This window comes from Paenibacillus sp. FSL R7-0272, from assembly GCF_037969905.1.
Taxonomy (GTDB): Bacteria; Bacillota; Bacilli; order Paenibacillales; family Paenibacillaceae; genus Paenibacillus; species Paenibacillus polysaccharolyticus.
Genome location: NZ_CP150221.1, coordinates 5,653,455 through 5,669,138, shown reverse-complemented (window position 1 = coordinate 5,669,138; position 15,684 = coordinate 5,653,455). Strand labels below are relative to the sequence as shown.

General features: G+C 48.0%; 10 protein-coding genes, 1 tRNA gene and 2 rRNA genes. 12 read left to right on the top strand and 1 reads right to left on the bottom strand.

The window, feature by feature from the left end; genetic code table 11:
• Positions 1-60 precede the first annotated feature (60 nt).
• From MKY23_RS25040 to pssA, 11 genes are all read left to right on the top strand, one after another.
• Positions 61-136: transfer RNA gene (locus MKY23_RS25040), tRNA-Ala, on the top strand.
• A 253-nt stretch (positions 137-389) separates the two neighbouring features.
• A 23S ribosomal RNA gene (locus MKY23_RS25035) occupies positions 390-3,438 on the top strand.
• A 139-nt stretch (positions 3,439-3,577) separates the two neighbouring features.
• A 5S ribosomal RNA gene (rrf, locus tag MKY23_RS25030) occupies positions 3,578-3,694 on the top strand.
• A gap of 206 nt (positions 3,695-3,900) precedes the next feature.
• On the top strand, positions 3,901-5,085 hold the full coding sequence (locus tag MKY23_RS25025) for a GNAT family N-acetyltransferase (protein ID WP_154892121.1): 1,185 nt from the start codon (positions 3,901-3,903) through the stop codon (positions 5,083-5,085).
• Between the two features lie 495 nt (positions 5,086-5,580).
• Positions 5,581-6,042 carry a CtsR family transcriptional regulator gene (locus tag MKY23_RS25020; RefSeq protein ID WP_090924702.1) on the top strand — a complete coding sequence of 154 codons (462 nt, stop codon included), beginning with the start codon at positions 5,581-5,583 and terminating at the stop codon, positions 6,040-6,042.
• A gap of 31 nt (positions 6,043-6,073) precedes the next feature.
• Positions 6,074-6,592: a UvrB/UvrC motif-containing protein gene (locus MKY23_RS25015; RefSeq protein WP_090924701.1), complete on the top strand. Its 519-nt coding sequence runs from the start codon at positions 6,074-6,076 to the stop codon at positions 6,590-6,592.
• A gap of 28 nt (positions 6,593-6,620) precedes the next feature.
• The gene (locus MKY23_RS25010) at positions 6,621-7,691 is read left to right on the top strand and encodes a protein arginine kinase (RefSeq protein WP_154892124.1); all 1,071 of its coding nucleotides are present in this window, start codon (positions 6,621-6,623) and stop codon (positions 7,689-7,691) included.
• A 195-nt stretch (positions 7,692-7,886) separates the two neighbouring features.
• A complete protein-coding gene (locus tag MKY23_RS25005; protein WP_090924699.1) occupies positions 7,887-10,349 on the top strand; it encodes an ATP-dependent Clp protease ATP-binding subunit in 2,463 nt (820 codons plus the stop codon).
• A gap of 290 nt (positions 10,350-10,639) precedes the next feature.
• Positions 10,640-12,007 carry a DNA repair protein RadA gene (radA, locus tag MKY23_RS25000; protein WP_090924698.1) on the top strand — a complete coding sequence of 456 codons (1,368 nt, stop codon included), beginning with the start codon at positions 10,640-10,642 and terminating at the stop codon, positions 12,005-12,007.
• A 13-nt stretch (positions 12,008-12,020) separates the two neighbouring features.
• Positions 12,021-13,097: a DNA integrity scanning diadenylate cyclase DisA gene (gene disA / locus MKY23_RS24995; protein ID WP_090924697.1), complete on the top strand. Its 1,077-nt coding sequence runs from the start codon at positions 12,021-12,023 to the stop codon at positions 13,095-13,097.
• Positions 13,098-13,138: 41 nt separating this feature from the next.
• Positions 13,139-13,870 (top strand): CDP-diacylglycerol--serine O-phosphatidyltransferase, encoded by a 732-nt coding sequence (gene pssA, locus MKY23_RS24990; RefSeq protein WP_090924696.1) that lies wholly within the window; start codon positions 13,139-13,141, stop codon positions 13,868-13,870.
• 146 nt (positions 13,871-14,016) lie between these two features.
• Here the strand turns inward: pssA and MKY23_RS24985 are convergent, their stop codons facing one another.
• Positions 14,017-14,412: a DUF1573 domain-containing protein gene (locus tag MKY23_RS24985; protein WP_090924695.1), complete on the bottom strand. Its 396-nt coding sequence runs from the start codon at positions 14,410-14,412 to the stop codon at positions 14,017-14,019.
• 173 nt (positions 14,413-14,585) lie between these two features.
• Between MKY23_RS24985 and MKY23_RS24980 the strand changes: the two genes are divergently transcribed.
• On the top strand, positions 14,586-15,671 hold the full coding sequence (locus MKY23_RS24980) for a PIN/TRAM domain-containing protein (protein ID WP_090924694.1): 1,086 nt from the start codon (positions 14,586-14,588) through the stop codon (positions 15,669-15,671).
• Positions 15,672-15,684 lie beyond the last annotated feature (13 nt).

The following is a 15,684-nucleotide window of genomic DNA, read 5'->3' as shown; positions in this document are numbered from 1 at the left end:
ACTGAACTTGCAAGCAATATTAAGTTACTATTCCATTTGTTCAGTTTTGATGGAATTTGAGGGGCCATAGCTCAGCTGGGAGAGCGCCTGCCTTGCAAGCAGGAGGTCAGCGGTTCGATCCCGCTTGGCTCCACCAAACAATTTCATCTATTTGTTGTGTTCTTTGAAAACTAGATATCGAAACGAAACAAACGCGAATTAGAACATTCCTTTAGGGATGAATGATGACTCGGTTCAAGTAACCGAACAACAATCATCCTAGCTGAACTTGTGTTAAACAAGTGAAGTGTTTTATAAGGTAGATTGCTGGAGCGAGTGATCGAAATGGAACGACTTTTGGCTTTGCGCAAGCAAACCAAGGGAAGTGACAGCTCGAACACGAGCGCAATGGTTAAGCTACTAAGAGCACACGGAGGATGCCTAGGCGCTAGGAGCCGATGAAGGACGTGGCGAACAACGAAACTGCCTCGGGGAGCTGTAAGCAAGCTTTGATCCGGGGATGTCCGAATGGGGAAACCCAGCTGGGGTAATATCCAGTTACTCTTGTCTGAATACATAGGGCAAGTAGAGGCATACCAGGGGAACTGAAACATCTAAGTACCCTGAGGAAGAGAAAACAATAGTGATTCCGTCAGTAGCGGCGAGCGAACGCGGAGAAGCCCAAACCAAGGAGCTTGCTCTTTGGGGTTGTGGGACGTCTCACATGGAGTTACAAAGGAACCGGTTAAGCGAAGAGGTCTGGAAAGGCCCGCCAAAGAAGGTAAAAGCCCTGTAATTGAAAGTCTGTTCCCTCCGAGACGGATCCCGAGTAGTGCGGGGCACGTGAAACCCCGTATGAATCCGGCAGGACCATCTGCCAAGGCTAAATACTTCCTAGCGACCGATAGTGAAGCAGTACCGTGAGGGAAAGGTGAAAAGCACCCCGGAAGGGGAGTGAAATAGAACCTGAAACCGTGTGCTTACAAAAAGTCAGAGCCCGTTTTAGGGGTGATGGCGTGCCTTTTGTAGAATGAACCGGCGAGTTACGTTCCCGTGCAAGGTTAAGGTGAAGAGCCGGAGCCGCAGCGAAAGCGAGTCTGAATAGGGCGAGTGAGTACGTGGACGTAGACCCGAAACCGGGTGATCTACCCCTGTCCAGGGTGAAGGTGCGGTAACACGCACTGGAGGCCCGAACCCACGCATGTTGAAAAATGCGGGGATGAGGTGGGGGTAGCGGAGAAATTCCAATCGAACTCGGAGATAGCTGGTTCTCCCCGAAATAGCTTTAGGGCTAGCCTCGGAAAACAGAGTCGTGGAGGTAGAGCACTGATTGGGTGCGGGGCCCGCAAGGGTTACCAAGCTCAGTCAAACTCCGAATGCCATAGACTTACTTCCGGGAGTCAGACAGTGAGTGCTAAGATCCATTGTCAAAAGGGAAACAGCCCAGACCATCAGCTAAGGTCCCCAAGTGTGTGTTAAGTGGGAAAGGATGTGGAGTTGCACAGACAACCAGGATGTTGGCTTAGAAGCAGCCACCATTGAAAGAGTGCGTAATAGCTCACTGGTCGAGTGACTCTGCGCCGAAAATGTAACGGGGCTAAACACACCACCGAAGCTATGGCTTGGATCGACTTCACTGCTTCTTTGAGGCGGTGTTTACCACAAGGACATTTTTGTCTGACAAGGTGTGAAGCCTTGGATGACCAAATGGTTCCCAGGGGATAAACACAGGACTTCGAAGCTGGAGTGAAGTCGATCCAGGGGTAGGGGAGCGTTGTATAAGGGTTGAAGGTGTACCGTAAGGAGCGCTGGACATTATACAAGTGAGAATGCCGGTATGAGTAACGAAAAGATCAGTGAGAATCTGATCCGCCGAAAGCCTAAGGGTTCCTGAGGAAGGCTCGTCCGCTCAGGGTAAGTCGGGACCTAAGGCGAGGCCGAAAGGCGTAGTCGAAGGACAACAGGTCGAAATTCCTGTACCACCGTAAATCGTTACGAGCGATGGGGGGACGCAGTAGGGTAGTGACGCAGGCTGATGGATGCCTGTCCAAGCAGTAAGGCTGATGTGTAGGCAAATCCGCACATTGTTAAGGCTGAGCTGTGATGGGGAGTGAAAATTACAGTAGCGAAGGTCATGATCTCACACTGCCAAGAAAAGCCTCTAGCCAGATGAAGGTGCCCGTACCGCAAACCGACACAGGTAGGCGAGAAGAGAATTCTAAGGCGCGCGGAAGAACTCTCGTTAAGGAACTCGGCAAAATGACCCCGTAACTTCGGGAGAAGGGGTGCCCCGGTAGTGTGAATAGCACGAGGGGGCCGCAGTGAAAAGGCCCAAGCGACTGTTTAGCAAAAACACAGGTCTGTGCGAAGCCGTAAGGCGAAGTATACGGGCTGACGCCTGCCCGGTGCTGGAAGGTTAAGGGGAGTGGTTAGGAGCAATCCGAAGCTGTGAACCGAAGCCCCAGTAAACGGCGGCCGTAACTATAACGGTCCTAAGGTAGCGAAATTCCTTGTCAGGTAAATTCTGACCCGCACGAATGGCGTAACGACTTGGGCGCTGTCTCAACGAGAGATCCGGTGAAATTTTAATACCTGTGAAGATGCAGGTTACCCGCGACAAGACGGAAAGACCCCATGGAGCTTTACTGCAGCTTGATATTGAATTTGGGTACGATCTGTACAGGATAGGTGGGAGCCTTTGAAGCGTGAGCGCCAGCTTGCGTGGAGGCACCGTTGGGATACCACCCTGATCGTATCTAGGTTCTAACCTGGTACCGTAAACCGGTGCGGGGACAGTGTCAGGTGGGCAGTTTGACTGGGGCGGTCGCCTCCTAAAGAGTAACGGAGGCGCCCAAAGGTTCCCTCAGAATGGTTGGAAATCATTCGAAGAGTGCAAAGGCATAAGGGAGCTTGACTGCGAGACCTACAAGTCGAGCAGGGACGAAAGTCGGGCTTAGTGATCCGGTGGTACCGCATGGAAGGGCCATCGCTCAACGGATAAAAGCTACCCTGGGGATAACAGGCTTATCTCCCCCAAGAGTCCACATCGACGGGGAGGTTTGGCACCTCGATGTCGGCTCATCGCATCCTGGGGCTGAAGTAGGTCCCAAGGGTTGGGCTGTTCGCCCATTAAAGCGGTACGCGAGCTGGGTTCAGAACGTCGTGAGACAGTTCGGTCCCTATCTGTCGTGGGCGTAGGAAATTTGAGAGGAGCTGTCCTTAGTACGAGAGGACCGGGATGGACGTACCGCTGGTGTACCAGTTGTTCCGCCAGGAGCACCGCTGGGTAGCTATGTACGGACGGGATAAGCGCTGAAAGCATCTAAGCGTGAAGCCCCCCTCAAGATGAGATTTCCCAGTATGTAAGACCCCTTGAAGACGACGAGGTAGATAGGCTGGGGGTGGAAGTGCAGCAATGCATGGAGCTGACCAGTACTAATCGGTCGAGGGCTTATCCAATAGCAAGTTTTAAATCGCGTGCATTTCGTTTCGAATCTAGTTTTCAGAGAACAACACTCTGAATATGCGCTGAACCATTCATCCACACCGCTGTGATGGACCGAATGGAACGCGAATGCATTTGTTTCACAAATGCTCGTTTGGTGGCGATGGCGGAGGGGTTCCACACGTACCCATCCCGAACACGACCGTTAAGCCCTCTAGCGCCGATGGTACTTGGACCGCAGGGTCCTGGGAGAGTAGGATGCCGCCAAGCAAAGAACCACTGCCGATGTAATTCGGTGGTGGTTTTTATTTTATATATAAAAATTCAGAAGACATTATGATTCAGGAGATGTGAACGTTACATCTCTTGTTTGACTTTAAAGGGAACCTCTGAGACACTCAAATGTAAGAAAAGGGCACAAGCAGCCTTTTGTACAGAATGAACTTACATTAGAAGAAAATGAGGTGCAGATTAGTATGGAACTTCGCAAATTAACGATCGACGATTATGAGGCTTGTATGGCGCTCTCCGAGTATGCTTTTCAATTTAAATTAACAGAAGATCAGTTAGAGAGGCGGCGCCAGGAATTCGCTAAGCATAATGTATTGGGTGTTTATGCGGATGGTCAGGTTGGAGCCAAGCTGCAGATTATTCCTTTTCAGACCTATATCCACGGAAGGTCCTTTGAAATGGGTGGAATTGCAGGTGTAGCGACTTGGCCGGAATATAGACGTAAGGGCTGGGTAGCAGGATTGCTGAAATACGCACTAGAAGAAATGAATCGTAATAAACAAAGTGTATCTTTCCTGCATCCGTTTTCGTTTTCTTTTTATCGAAAGTATGGCTGGGAAACCTATGTTGAATATAAGAAATACAAATTGTCTACGGCTCAACTGCCTGCCAAGCAACTGACACCAGGCACGATCAAACGTGGAAATGCTGAGCTTGCAGAATTGAAGCAGGTGTATGACGCTTATGCAGCGCGCTATAATGGGACTTTGAATCGTGATGATGCGTGGTGGGAAAATTCCGTTTATGTCAAAAAAGGAAGCCAGCGTGCTGTATACTATGATGAGGCAGGAGTGCCGCAAGGGTATGTCCTCTACGAAGTCAAGGAAAGTAAGTTTACCATCGGTGAGTTCATTCATTTGAATGAAGAGTCCAGACGAGGGCTTTGGACGTTCATTGCTAATCACGATTCCATGATTGACGAAGTAACTTTACAGGCACCTGCAAGTGATCTGCTTGCATTTCAATTGGACAATCCACGGATTGGGCAAGAGGTAGTGCCTTACTTTATGGCACGAATCGTGAGCGTGGAGCAGTTCATTTCGCAGTATCCTTTTGCCAGTCAGGACTCGCCCGTACAGATTTGGCTTGATGTCGAAGATGCTTACGCTCCGTGGAACGAAGGTGTATGGGAATTAAACGTGGCGATGAACGGAACCGCTTCAATATGGAAAAAGGCAAAATCGGATGGCGAGGGTCAGCTAAATCAGCCGATTCGTCTTAGTATTCAATCCCTTTCAGCCGTGTTAATGGGTTATCGTAGACCCGCAGAGATGGCACAGATCGGTAGATTGGAAGGGCCAGTGAGCGCTATCCAAGCGTTGGAAAAGGCAGTTCCCAAACGCGAAACCTATTTGCTTGATTTCTTTTGAGCGACGATCTATATCGAGTACGACTTCATTCCAACAGATACTAAGCGCAATTGGAAGCAATGAGAACTTCTCCCGAGGTCCGGGAGAGGTTTTTTTGTGTCAGGCGAATATTTCGTGTAAAATCGTAAAAAATGAATAGTGCCCCCACTTGGCAAAACAGTAAAATATGCTATAATGTATATAAAGTCAAAGAAAGTCAAAGTCAACTCAAGGTTAAATACGTAGGATTATATTTCTGGAATACGTACTATTTACCTATGATATGACGTTAGCTTTCTTACTGTTCTCTGATGAAAAGTACCGTAAGTCGGAACACATCATTGGAAGATCAAGGGGATATTCAAGGACCTTCGTGCTTCCTTTGTTCTCCTGTTTAACACTTGTATCAGCAAGATTCGCTGTTTCTCTGAGTGGTTAAATGGGTGGAGAAGGTGTACTCTGTGGGGGCGTGTGGTCCTTATTGACTTAACGTTTCAGACAGTGGAGGATGATTGGATGCGTAATATCTCTGATATTATTGAACGATATCTGAAGGGTATTTTGCATGAAAGTCCCGAAGGAATGATTGAAATTCAGCGTAATGATCTGGCAGATCAGTTTTCATGTGTACCTTCCCAGATCAATTATGTCATCAGCACCCGTTTCACTCTTGAAAAAGGGTATCTCGTCGAGAGTAAACGTGGCGGTGGTGGATATGTTCGTATACAACGCATTGAATTACCTGCCCAATCGGCGCTGCACAACCATCTGCATCACAGTATTGGTGACGAGATTGGACAGACTGCTGCGGAAGGCTTGATTTATCAATTGGAAGAAGCGCGTTTTTTAAGTAAGCGGGAAGCCGGGTTGATGCGTGCGGCTGTGTCGAGAGAAGTTCTTATGGTCAAACTTCCTTACCGGGATCAAATTCGTGCCAGAATGTTGAAGGCAATGCTAATATCTTTGCTCGGTAAATGAAAACTATCGGGATCAAAGGAGGTACATCTATATGCTGTGCCAAGAATGTAACAAACGTCCGGCTACACTTCATTTTACGAAAATTGTAAATGGCGAGAAGACGGAATTTCATATTTGTGAATCATGTGCCCGAGAGAAGGGGGAGATGATTCCTGGAACAGCAGGAGGATTCTCTATACACAACCTGTTATCAGGAATACTCGATTTTGATCCGGCAGGCAAAAGTTCAGGTGCTGCTCCTGCTAAAACGCTGCAATGTGAAGAATGTGGCATGACGTATGCCCAGTTCAGCAAAGTTGGTCGTTTTGGCTGCAGTTCCTGTTATAAATATTTTGACAGCCGTCTGGACCCTTTGTTCAAGCGAGTGCATGGTAGTACATCGCATGTAGGTAAAGTTCCTGCCAGAGCAGGCGGGCGTATTAAGGTGAAACGGCAAATTGCCGATCTGAAGCAAAATCTGCAGCAGAGCATTGCTCAAGAAGAGTTTGAAGAGGCCGCTCAGATTCGTGACCAGATCCGGGAACTTGAAAAAGAAATAGCTCAAGAGTAAAGTTTGTCATAAGTAGGAGGGAAGCATGATGCCTAATCTGCGTTTTACAGAGAAGGCGCTCAGTGACTGGATGCGCAGTGATGCAACTGATTCGGAGATCGTAATCAGCAGTCGTGTCCGGATCGCACGTAACCTTCAGCATATCCCGTTTCCAATGCTGGCTTCGAGTGAGCAATCGGAAGAGGTGCTGAATAAGCTGAGCGAAGTACTTCAGTACGATGACGTACACGCCTTTGGTGATTTTACTACACTCGATCTGATCGATATTGACGAACTCGACAAGCGTGTGCTGGTGGAAAAACATTTGATTAGTCCGAGTCTGGCGAATGAATCGACCAACGGAGCCGTAATTCTTAGTGAGGATGAGTCGGTAAGTATTATGATCAATGAAGAGGATCATTTGCGTATCCAGTGCCTCTATCCGGGGTTCCAGGTCAAAGAGGCCTGGGAGAAAGCTTCCGCTATAGATGATGCTTTTGAAGCGCACGTGGATTATGCGTTTGATGATCGCAGAGGGTATCTGACCAGTTGTCCAACCAACGTTGGAACAGGTGTCAGGGCATCGGTTATGATGCACCTTCCCGCATTGGTTATGACTCAGCAGATTGGCCGTATCCTCAGTGCCGTGTCTCAAGTGGGATTAACGGTGCGAGGGATCTATGGAGAGGGTAGCGAGGCGATGGGCAACTTGTTCCAGATTTCCAATCAGATTACACTTGGACAGACGGAGCAAGAAGTGATCGACAACCTCCACGGTGTTGTTTTACAGATGATTGGTCATGAGCGTACCGCAAGAGAACGGCTCATTACTGATTCCAGACTGCGTATTACGGATCGAGTGATGCGTTCATACGGGATTTTGTCTCATGCAGCGATTGTAGATACGAAGGAAGCAGCGCAACGTTTGTCGGATGTGCGGCTCGGCGTAGATCTTGGTTTGTTGGAAGGATTATCGATTCCAGTGATGAATGAGTTGAATGTAATGACTCAGCCAGGGTTTTTACAAAAAACATTTGGGGATATGCGTACAGATGAGCGCGACATCTACCGTGCTCAGTTAATTCGTGATACGATCAATGCAGCTAAAAGTTCTGGTTAAACCTTCCTTTAAGCGTTAATATGGGTTTCATGCCGCATCTGCGGCTTTTATATAATAAGCTTCCATCTAGACTGAAGCTACCAATGATTTTATTCGCAGCATGGCTGCAAACAAAAGTGATATGAAGAATACGAAGGGGCATTCAAATAGAATGGAATCCCTCGTTTTATCCAAAACCATGGAGGTGCAGGAGATATGATGTTTGGAAGATTTACGGAACGGGCCCAAAAGGTGCTCGCACTCGCGCAGGAAGAAGCTGTCCGTCTCGGTCACAATAACATCGGTACGGAGCATATTTTGCTCGGCCTCATTCGTGAAGGTGAAGGCATTGCTGCCAAAGCACTGATCGGCCTGGGACTCGGATTGGAAAAAATTCAGGATGAAGTAGAAACGCTGATTGGCCGTGGCCAAGAGCAACCTACGAACATTGCATATACGCCACGTGCGAAAAAAGTAATTGAATTATCGATGGATGAGGCGCGTAAACTCGGCCACACCTATGTTGGCACAGAACACATTCTTCTCGGACTGATCCGTGAAGGTGAAGGCGTTGCGGCACGTGTGCTCAATAACCTTGGCATCAGCTTGAACAAAGCACGTCAGCAAGTACTGCAATTGCTCGGTAGCAGTGAAGCAGTTTCCAGCCACAACGGCACACCTGCCAATGTAAGCACACCAACACTGGACAGCCTCGCTCGTGATTTGACGGCGTATGCCAGAGAGAATAACCTTGACCCGGTTATTGGCCGTAGCAAGGAAATTGAGCGTGTGATTCAGGTATTGAGTCGTCGTACCAAAAATAACCCGGTATTGATCGGTGAACCGGGTGTAGGTAAAACAGCAATTGCCGAGGGGCTTGCCCAAAAAATTATTGCAAACGAAATTCCCGAAACATTGCGTGATAAACGTGTAATGACGCTGGATATGGGTTCGGTTGTTGCTGGAACCAAATATCGTGGTGAGTTCGAGGATCGATTGAAAAAAATCATGGATGAGATTCGTCAGGCGGGCAACATTGTCCTGTTCATTGATGAGTTGCACACACTGATTGGTGCGGGTGGCGCAGAAGGCGCGATTGATGCATCGAACATCTTGAAACCGGCTCTTGCTCGTGGAGAATTACAGTGCATCGGTGCAACGACACTGGATGAGTACCGCAAATATATCGAGAAGGATGCTGCGCTAGAGCGTCGTTTCCAACCGATTACAGTGGATCAACCATCTCCGGAAGAAGCCATTCAAATTTTGCATGGCCTGCGTGATCGTTACGAAGCGCATCACCGTGTGAAAATTACGGACGAAGCGATTGTGCAAGCTGTCAAATTGTCGGATCGGTATATTACAGATCGTTTCTTACCGGATAAAGCGATCGACTTGATCGATGAAGCAGGATCAAAAGTAAGATTGAACTCCTATACGATTCCGCCAAACCTGAAACAATTGGAGAGCCGTCTGGAAGATATCCGTAAGGAAAAAGACGCCGCGGTTCAGAGTCAAGAGTTCGAAAAGGCAGCGGCACTGCGTGATACGGAACAAAAAATCCGTGAAGAGCTTGATACAACGAAAAATCAATGGAAAGAAAAACAAGGTCGGACCGATTCCGAAGTCACTCCGGAGGATATCGCTCAAGTGGTAGCCAACTGGACAGGAATTCCGGTGAACAAGCTGAAAGAAGAAGAGACACAGCGTCTGATGAATCTGGAGTCCATTCTTCATGAACGTGTAATCGGTCAGGATGAGGCTGTTAAATCGGTCAGCCGTGCCGTTCGCCGTGCACGTGCAGGACTTAAAGATCCAAAACGCCCAATGGGTTCATTCATCTTCCTCGGTCCTACCGGTGTAGGTAAAACCGAGCTGGCTCGTGCACTTGCTGAAGCAATGTTTGGTGATGAAAATGCCGTAATCCGGATTGATATGTCCGAGTATGGTGAGAAACACTCCACAGCACGACTGGTCGGAGCGCCTCCAGGTTATGTTGGATACGAAGAAGGCGGACAGTTGACAGAGAAAGTTCGTCGCAAACCGTACTCCGTTGTCCTGCTGGATGAAGTGGAAAAAGCTCACCCCGAAGTTTTCAACATCTTGTTGCAAGTGCTGGAAGATGGTCGTCTGACGGATTCCAAAGGCCGTGTTGTTGACTTCCGTAATACACTGATCATTCTCACATCCAACGTGGGTGCAGAAGCGATCAAACGTAATTCTACTCTTGGATTCACAGCTGTTGTGGATGCAGGTGCAGATTACGATAATATGAAGGGCAAAGTGATGGATGAGCTGAAGAAAAGCTTCCGTCCTGAGTTCTTGAACCGGATCGATGAAATCATCGTATTCCACTCGCTCGAAGAGAAACACATTGCTGAGATTGTTACTCTTATGAGTGAGGACCTACGTAAACGTCTTAATGAGTACGAGGTTGATTTTGAGCTCACAGATAACGCTAAGGCCTTCTTGGCGAAAGCTGGATTTGATCCTGCTTACGGTGCACGCCCACTTCGCCGGGCGATCCAGAAGCATATTGAAGACAAATTGTCTGAAGAGTTGCTTACAGGTAATGTGACTAAAGGGGATTCCTTACTCATCGACGAAGAGAATGGTGCATTGTCTGTAACGAAAAAGGAAGTAGCCGTTCCATCCAATGAGGAAATTGAAACAAAATAAGTATGATGTATGTGGCTGAATGAATTCAGCTACCCGCTTATATAGAACCTCCCTGGCTTTGGCCGGGGAGGTTTTTTTCGTATGTACGAATATATAAAAGGAAGTGTGAAGATTTGATTGAGATGAAGCGATATTGATGAGGAACATGTGTAAAGTTTGCGATAATCCTTTACGAAAAATCTCAAACAATGGTAAACTTTTAGTATCCCTGTATGTCAGGGCAACGAGTAAATTTTGTCGAATAATGCAAAATGCTGCTATAAAATAAAAAAATCAATAGGAGTGCTGAAGTGGCCAAAGTAAAAACCAAGTTTCAATGTACGGAATGCGGCTATGAAGCCCCCAAATGGTACGGGAAATGTCCTGGCTGTCAGTCCTGGAATTCGATGATAGAAGAAACTGAAACGGTAGTCAAAACACAAGGGAGAAATTCTCCTCTGTTTGACAGTAAAGATAAACCGCTTCCTATCATAGATATAGATAGCGGTCAGGAGCCGCGTGTACAGACTGGAATCGGTGAACTGAACCGTGTATTGGGCGGCGGCATTGTGCCAGGTTCGCTTGTTCTGGTGGGGGGCGACCCGGGGATCGGAAAATCAACGTTGATGTTACAGACTTCTCATGCGTTGACCCACTCGGGGTTGCGGGTTTTATATGTGTCTGGAGAAGAATCCGTAAAGCAGACAAAGCTGCGCGCAGACCGCCTCGGTGCACTTTCGCCGGAGCTGTATGTGCTCTGTGAAACCAATATGGAGCGGGTTGAGGAAGCGGTGGATCAGATCCAGCCGCATTTTCTTGTCATCGATTCCATTCAGACCGTATATCTGCCCGAAGTTACCAGCGCACCAGGAAGTGTAGCACAGGTAAGGGAATGTACGTCCAGATTCATGCGGATTGCGAAAGGCCGAGGCATTGCAACGGTTCTTGTAGGGCATGTTACCAAAGAAGGTGCCATTGCTGGTCCGCGTATGCTGGAGCATATGGTGGACTGTGTGCTTTATTTCGAAGGAGAGCGGCATCATACGTATCGTCTCCTTCGTGCGGTGAAGAACCGTTTCGGTTCTACTAACGAGATTGGCATATTTGAAATGGGGGAAGATGGCCTTCGTGAAGTCGGTAATCCCTCCGAGTTATTTTTATCTGAACGTCCACTAGGGGTAGCTGGGTCTACCGTTGTGGCGAGTATGGAAGGCACACGTCCGATGCTTGTAGAATTACAGGCTTTGATTTCCACGACCCACTTCCCTTCTCCTAGGCGGATGGCAACAGGTATCGACCATCATCGATTAAATCTAATTATAGCGGTGCTTGAAAAACGCATGGGTATGTTCCTGCAGACACAGGATGCCTATCTGAACGTGGCTGGTGGGGTGAGGCTGGATGAGCCAGCGGTCGATCTGGCTGTTGCAGTTAGCATTGCCTCCAGCTTGAGAGATGTGCCAACGAAGCCGGATGATGTCATCTTTGGCGAGATTGGCCTGACCGGTGAAGTTCGTGCCGTATCCAGGGCAGAACAACGTGTGAAAGAAGCCGCGAAGCTGGGCTTCAAACGAGTTATTTTACCAGAAAAAAGCTTAAAGGGCTGGAAACATCCTCGCGGGATACAACTGATCGGTGTGAATACCGTGGCAGATGCACTAGCGGTTGCTTTAGATTAGGGGGCATAACAAGATGAAGGACTCAAGCCAATTGGACAATATGAATGATTTGTTAAGGCTGATCGCACCAGGTACACCTTTCCGCGAAGGTCTGGAAAATGTGCTACGCGCCAAGACGGGCGCACTGCTTGTTGTAGGATACAGCCCTGAAGTAATGGAAGTGGTGGATGGGGGATTTTCGATTAACTGTGATTTCTCCCCGAACTACCTGTATGAGCTTGCCAAAATGGACGGAGCCATTATTCTGAGTGAGGATTTGAAGCGGATTCTGTATGCCAACACGCAGCTGATTCCGGACTCATCCATCTCTTCCTCAGAGACGGGCATTCGTCACCGGACCGCAGAGCGAGTGGCAAAACAAACGGGTAAGTTAGTTGTTTCCATCTCACAGCGCCGGAATATTATTACCCTGTACCAGGGAACACTTCGATATTCGCTTAAGGAAATCGGGGTGATTTTGACCAAAGCCAATCAGGCGATTCAAACGCTCGAAAAGTATAAAGCGGTGCTCAAGCAATCCCTTACGAATCTTAGTGCTTCCGAATTCGAGGAACTCGTTACGATTCCCGAGGTGGTTAATGTTATTCAGCGCACAGAAATGGTACTGCGGATCAAAACCGAGATTGAACGTTATATCGATGAGCTAGGTAATGAAGGAAGGCTCATTTCGATGCAAATGGAAGAGCTCGTGGGTACTACAGAGGAAGAAGCGTGGTTACTGTATAAAGACTATGCTCGTGATGACAGCGATGACAAGATTCGCGATATTATCGTGGGATTAAAAAGATTGTCGGACGATGAGTTGCTTGATGCACATCATATTGTACGGTTGCTTGGCTATCCTTCATCTGCGGCAACTTCTGAAGATTCGGTTGCCCCGCGCGGATATCGGGTATTAAATAAGATCCCTCGTCTGCCTAATGTAATTATTCATAACTTGGTAGATCAATTTGAGCAATTACCTCATGTCATCATGGCAACGATTGAAGAACTCGATGAAGTGGACGGCATTGGCGAGGTTCGTGCCCGCACCATCAAGGAAGGTCTCAAACGTCTGCAAGAGCAGATGTTTATTGACAGACAGATGTAGAGGTCGCTTATAACGGCTTTTTATGGATGAGGTGAAACAACATGTTAACCAGATTCATTCCAAATCTTTTTACCTTAGGTAATCTGTTTCTGGGTATGCTGGCCATTTTGCTGGCAATCAACGGAAAGTATAGCTCGGCCGCGATTATGGTTATCGTTGCGATGCTGCTCGACGGTCTGGATGGACGGGTGGCCAGAGCACTGAATGCACAAAGTGAATTCGGCAAGGAGCTTGATTCCCTATCGGATATGGTTTCATTTGGTGCGGCGCCTGCATTGATTATTTTCATGGTGTCTTTTCAGGATTCCATGCCGATCTTTGCCTGGATCGCAACGGCGGCTTTTCCGATCTGTGGTGCGATTCGTTTGGCGAGATTTAACGTGCGCCCGGGCATTCCGGGGTATTTCACAGGCTTGCCCATTCCTGCTGCAGGCGGTGTATTGGCTACGCTATCCCTGTTTCACAAAGATATCGGACCCATTAGTATGATGATTGCTACGTTGCTGTTGTCTTATCTGATGGTCAGCTCACTGAAATATCCCAATTTCAAAAAAGTCGGACTACCCCGCAAGGCGATCTGGATCGCTCCGTGGGTTGTGTTACTTGCGGTTGCACTGGCTGTTTTATTCCCGGATCAACTCTCCAAGCTGATTTTTATTCCGCTGGTGTTATATGCCCTATATGGCATGAGATACAGTGTAAGAACGGCAGCTTCTCGCAATCGTGCTAAGAAACGCAAGGACAAGAAATCATCGCGATCTTCTGACAACTAGAATGGTAGGGTAGTAAGTACCAACCACTCGGCAAACTCTAAGGTCCCTATGAGTTCAAAAAAAAGCACGTACATTTCCTAACAAGGAGTGTACGTGCTTTTTGCTTGTATTCTTTGATATATGACGAAGTAGCGGGGACGGATTAGCTAAGACAGATTAAACATCCCAAGCGTCGAACATTTCTGTGATTCGTGATTCACGACCTCTTCCATGTTGATGTCCAGCAGATTGCAGAGTGCAGACATATAGAACAGGTTCCGCCCCAACTCGGAGCTGATCACCTCTTTGCAATTCTCACACAATTCACCTTCCACATGCGTTTCCAGCAGGCCCTTGGCTTGAGAAATATCACTCTCGGGGGCATATTTCTGTTTGGTGGCGTGCAGCTCAATACAGCCGCATTCGGTAATGGCTTTGGACACAGCGCGGTTAACAGAGGCTCCGGCTTGTCCCGTTTTGGACAGTACATCAATCAGGCTGCGATGGCGCAGCAACAGTTCGGAAACTTGATCCTGAAAAGCCTGTAAACTTAGCGTACTCATTTTGCCACTCACCTCGGGATATGAATTGAATTCATTATATGCCAATAAAAGTCTCACTTTCAACTGATGAGCACAACATTTCCAAAAACTTCATGCTGACGCGATTAGGTTTTCGATAATTGGATCATACTGGATATGAAAATGAAGAATGATTTGAGGAGGTGCAGGAACTCATGTGGAGAAAAGGCATTTTAACTTTTACTGGATTGTGCGGCGCATGGTTCGGGTACACGGCTTATCATCTGGCAGGCAAGTCCATTCCTTGGATGGCTGAATGGATTCAATCAGCGGGACTGCTGGGTGCGGGTGTATCAACACTGCTGGGAGCAGTACTTTTTATGTCCGTATGCACGATCGGTGGCACAATGATGGCCAACAGATTAAACAGTGGTATCGATTCTTTAGCCAGGATACCCATGAACGAGCTTGCTGCTGGCGCGGCAGGCATCGTGGCTGGACTGCTCGTAGCCTTACTGATGTATCCTTGCCTGGCTTGGCTCGGAACCGCAGGAGAGGTGCTGCAAGTGGCTCTCACGGTGATCGCTGCATATTCGGGTTATAGCTTGGCTATGGCCAAGAAAGACGATCTGGCGGCATTCTGGAAGTCAGGACGATGGGGGCACCCAGAGCCTGAAGAAGAGCGAAGAATGGAAGAACATAAAATTTTGGACACCAGCGTCATTATTGACGGCAGAATCGCAGATATCTGCAAAACCGGGTTCATCGAGGGCACGATTGTTATCCCGGAATTTGTACTGGAAGAGCTGCAACATATTGCGGACTCATCGGATCTGCTCAAGCGCAACCGTGGGCGCCGTGGGCTGGACATTTTGAACAAAATCCAGAAGGAGCTTGATGTACAGGTATTGATCTACGAAGGCGATTTCGAGGAAATTTCCGAGGTGGACAGTAAACTGGTGAAGCTTGCCAAAGTATTACAAGGGAAAGTCGTCACCAACGACTTCAATCTGAATAAAGTCTGTGAACTCCAAGGGGTATCCGTACTGAACATCAATGATCTCGCGAATGCGGTGAAACCGGTTGTGCTGCCAGGTGAAGAAATTATGGTGCAGATTATCAAAGACGGCAAGGAGCACGGACAAGGCGTAGCCTATTTGGATGATGGAACGATGATCGTGGTTGAAGGTGGACGTGAGTATATCGGCATGATGATGGAAGTGCTGGTGACCAGCGTGCTGCAGACGTCTGCGGGACGAATGATTTTTGCCAAGCCGAAACTGTTGGAAAAAGCCCAATAAAAGCGGTATGATG

Excerpts from the sequence above, each read along its gene's own strand:
- pssA (WP_090924696.1), top strand. The coding sequence starts at position 13,139 with ATGTTAACCAGATTCATTCCAAATCTTTTTACCTTAGGTAATCTGTTT.
- MKY23_RS25010 (WP_154892124.1), top strand. The coding sequence starts at position 6,621 with ATGCCTAATCTGCGTTTTACAGAGAAGGCGCTCAGTGACTGGATGCGC.
- MKY23_RS24985 (WP_090924695.1), bottom strand. The coding sequence starts at position 14,412 with ATGAGTACGCTAAGTTTACAGGCTTTTCAGGATCAAGTTTCCGAACTG.
- MKY23_RS24980 (WP_090924694.1), top strand. The coding sequence starts at position 14,586 with ATGTGGAGAAAAGGCATTTTAACTTTTACTGGATTGTGCGGCGCATGG.
- MKY23_RS25015 (WP_090924701.1), top strand. The coding sequence starts at position 6,074 with ATGCTGTGCCAAGAATGTAACAAACGTCCGGCTACACTTCATTTTACG.
- MKY23_RS25005 (WP_090924699.1), top strand. The coding sequence starts at position 7,887 with ATGATGTTTGGAAGATTTACGGAACGGGCCCAAAAGGTGCTCGCACTC.
- disA (WP_090924697.1), top strand. The coding sequence starts at position 12,021 with ATGAAGGACTCAAGCCAATTGGACAATATGAATGATTTGTTAAGGCTG.
- MKY23_RS25025 (WP_154892121.1), top strand. The coding sequence starts at position 3,901 with ATGGAACTTCGCAAATTAACGATCGACGATTATGAGGCTTGTATGGCG.
- MKY23_RS25020 (WP_090924702.1), top strand. The coding sequence starts at position 5,581 with ATGCGTAATATCTCTGATATTATTGAACGATATCTGAAGGGTATTTTG.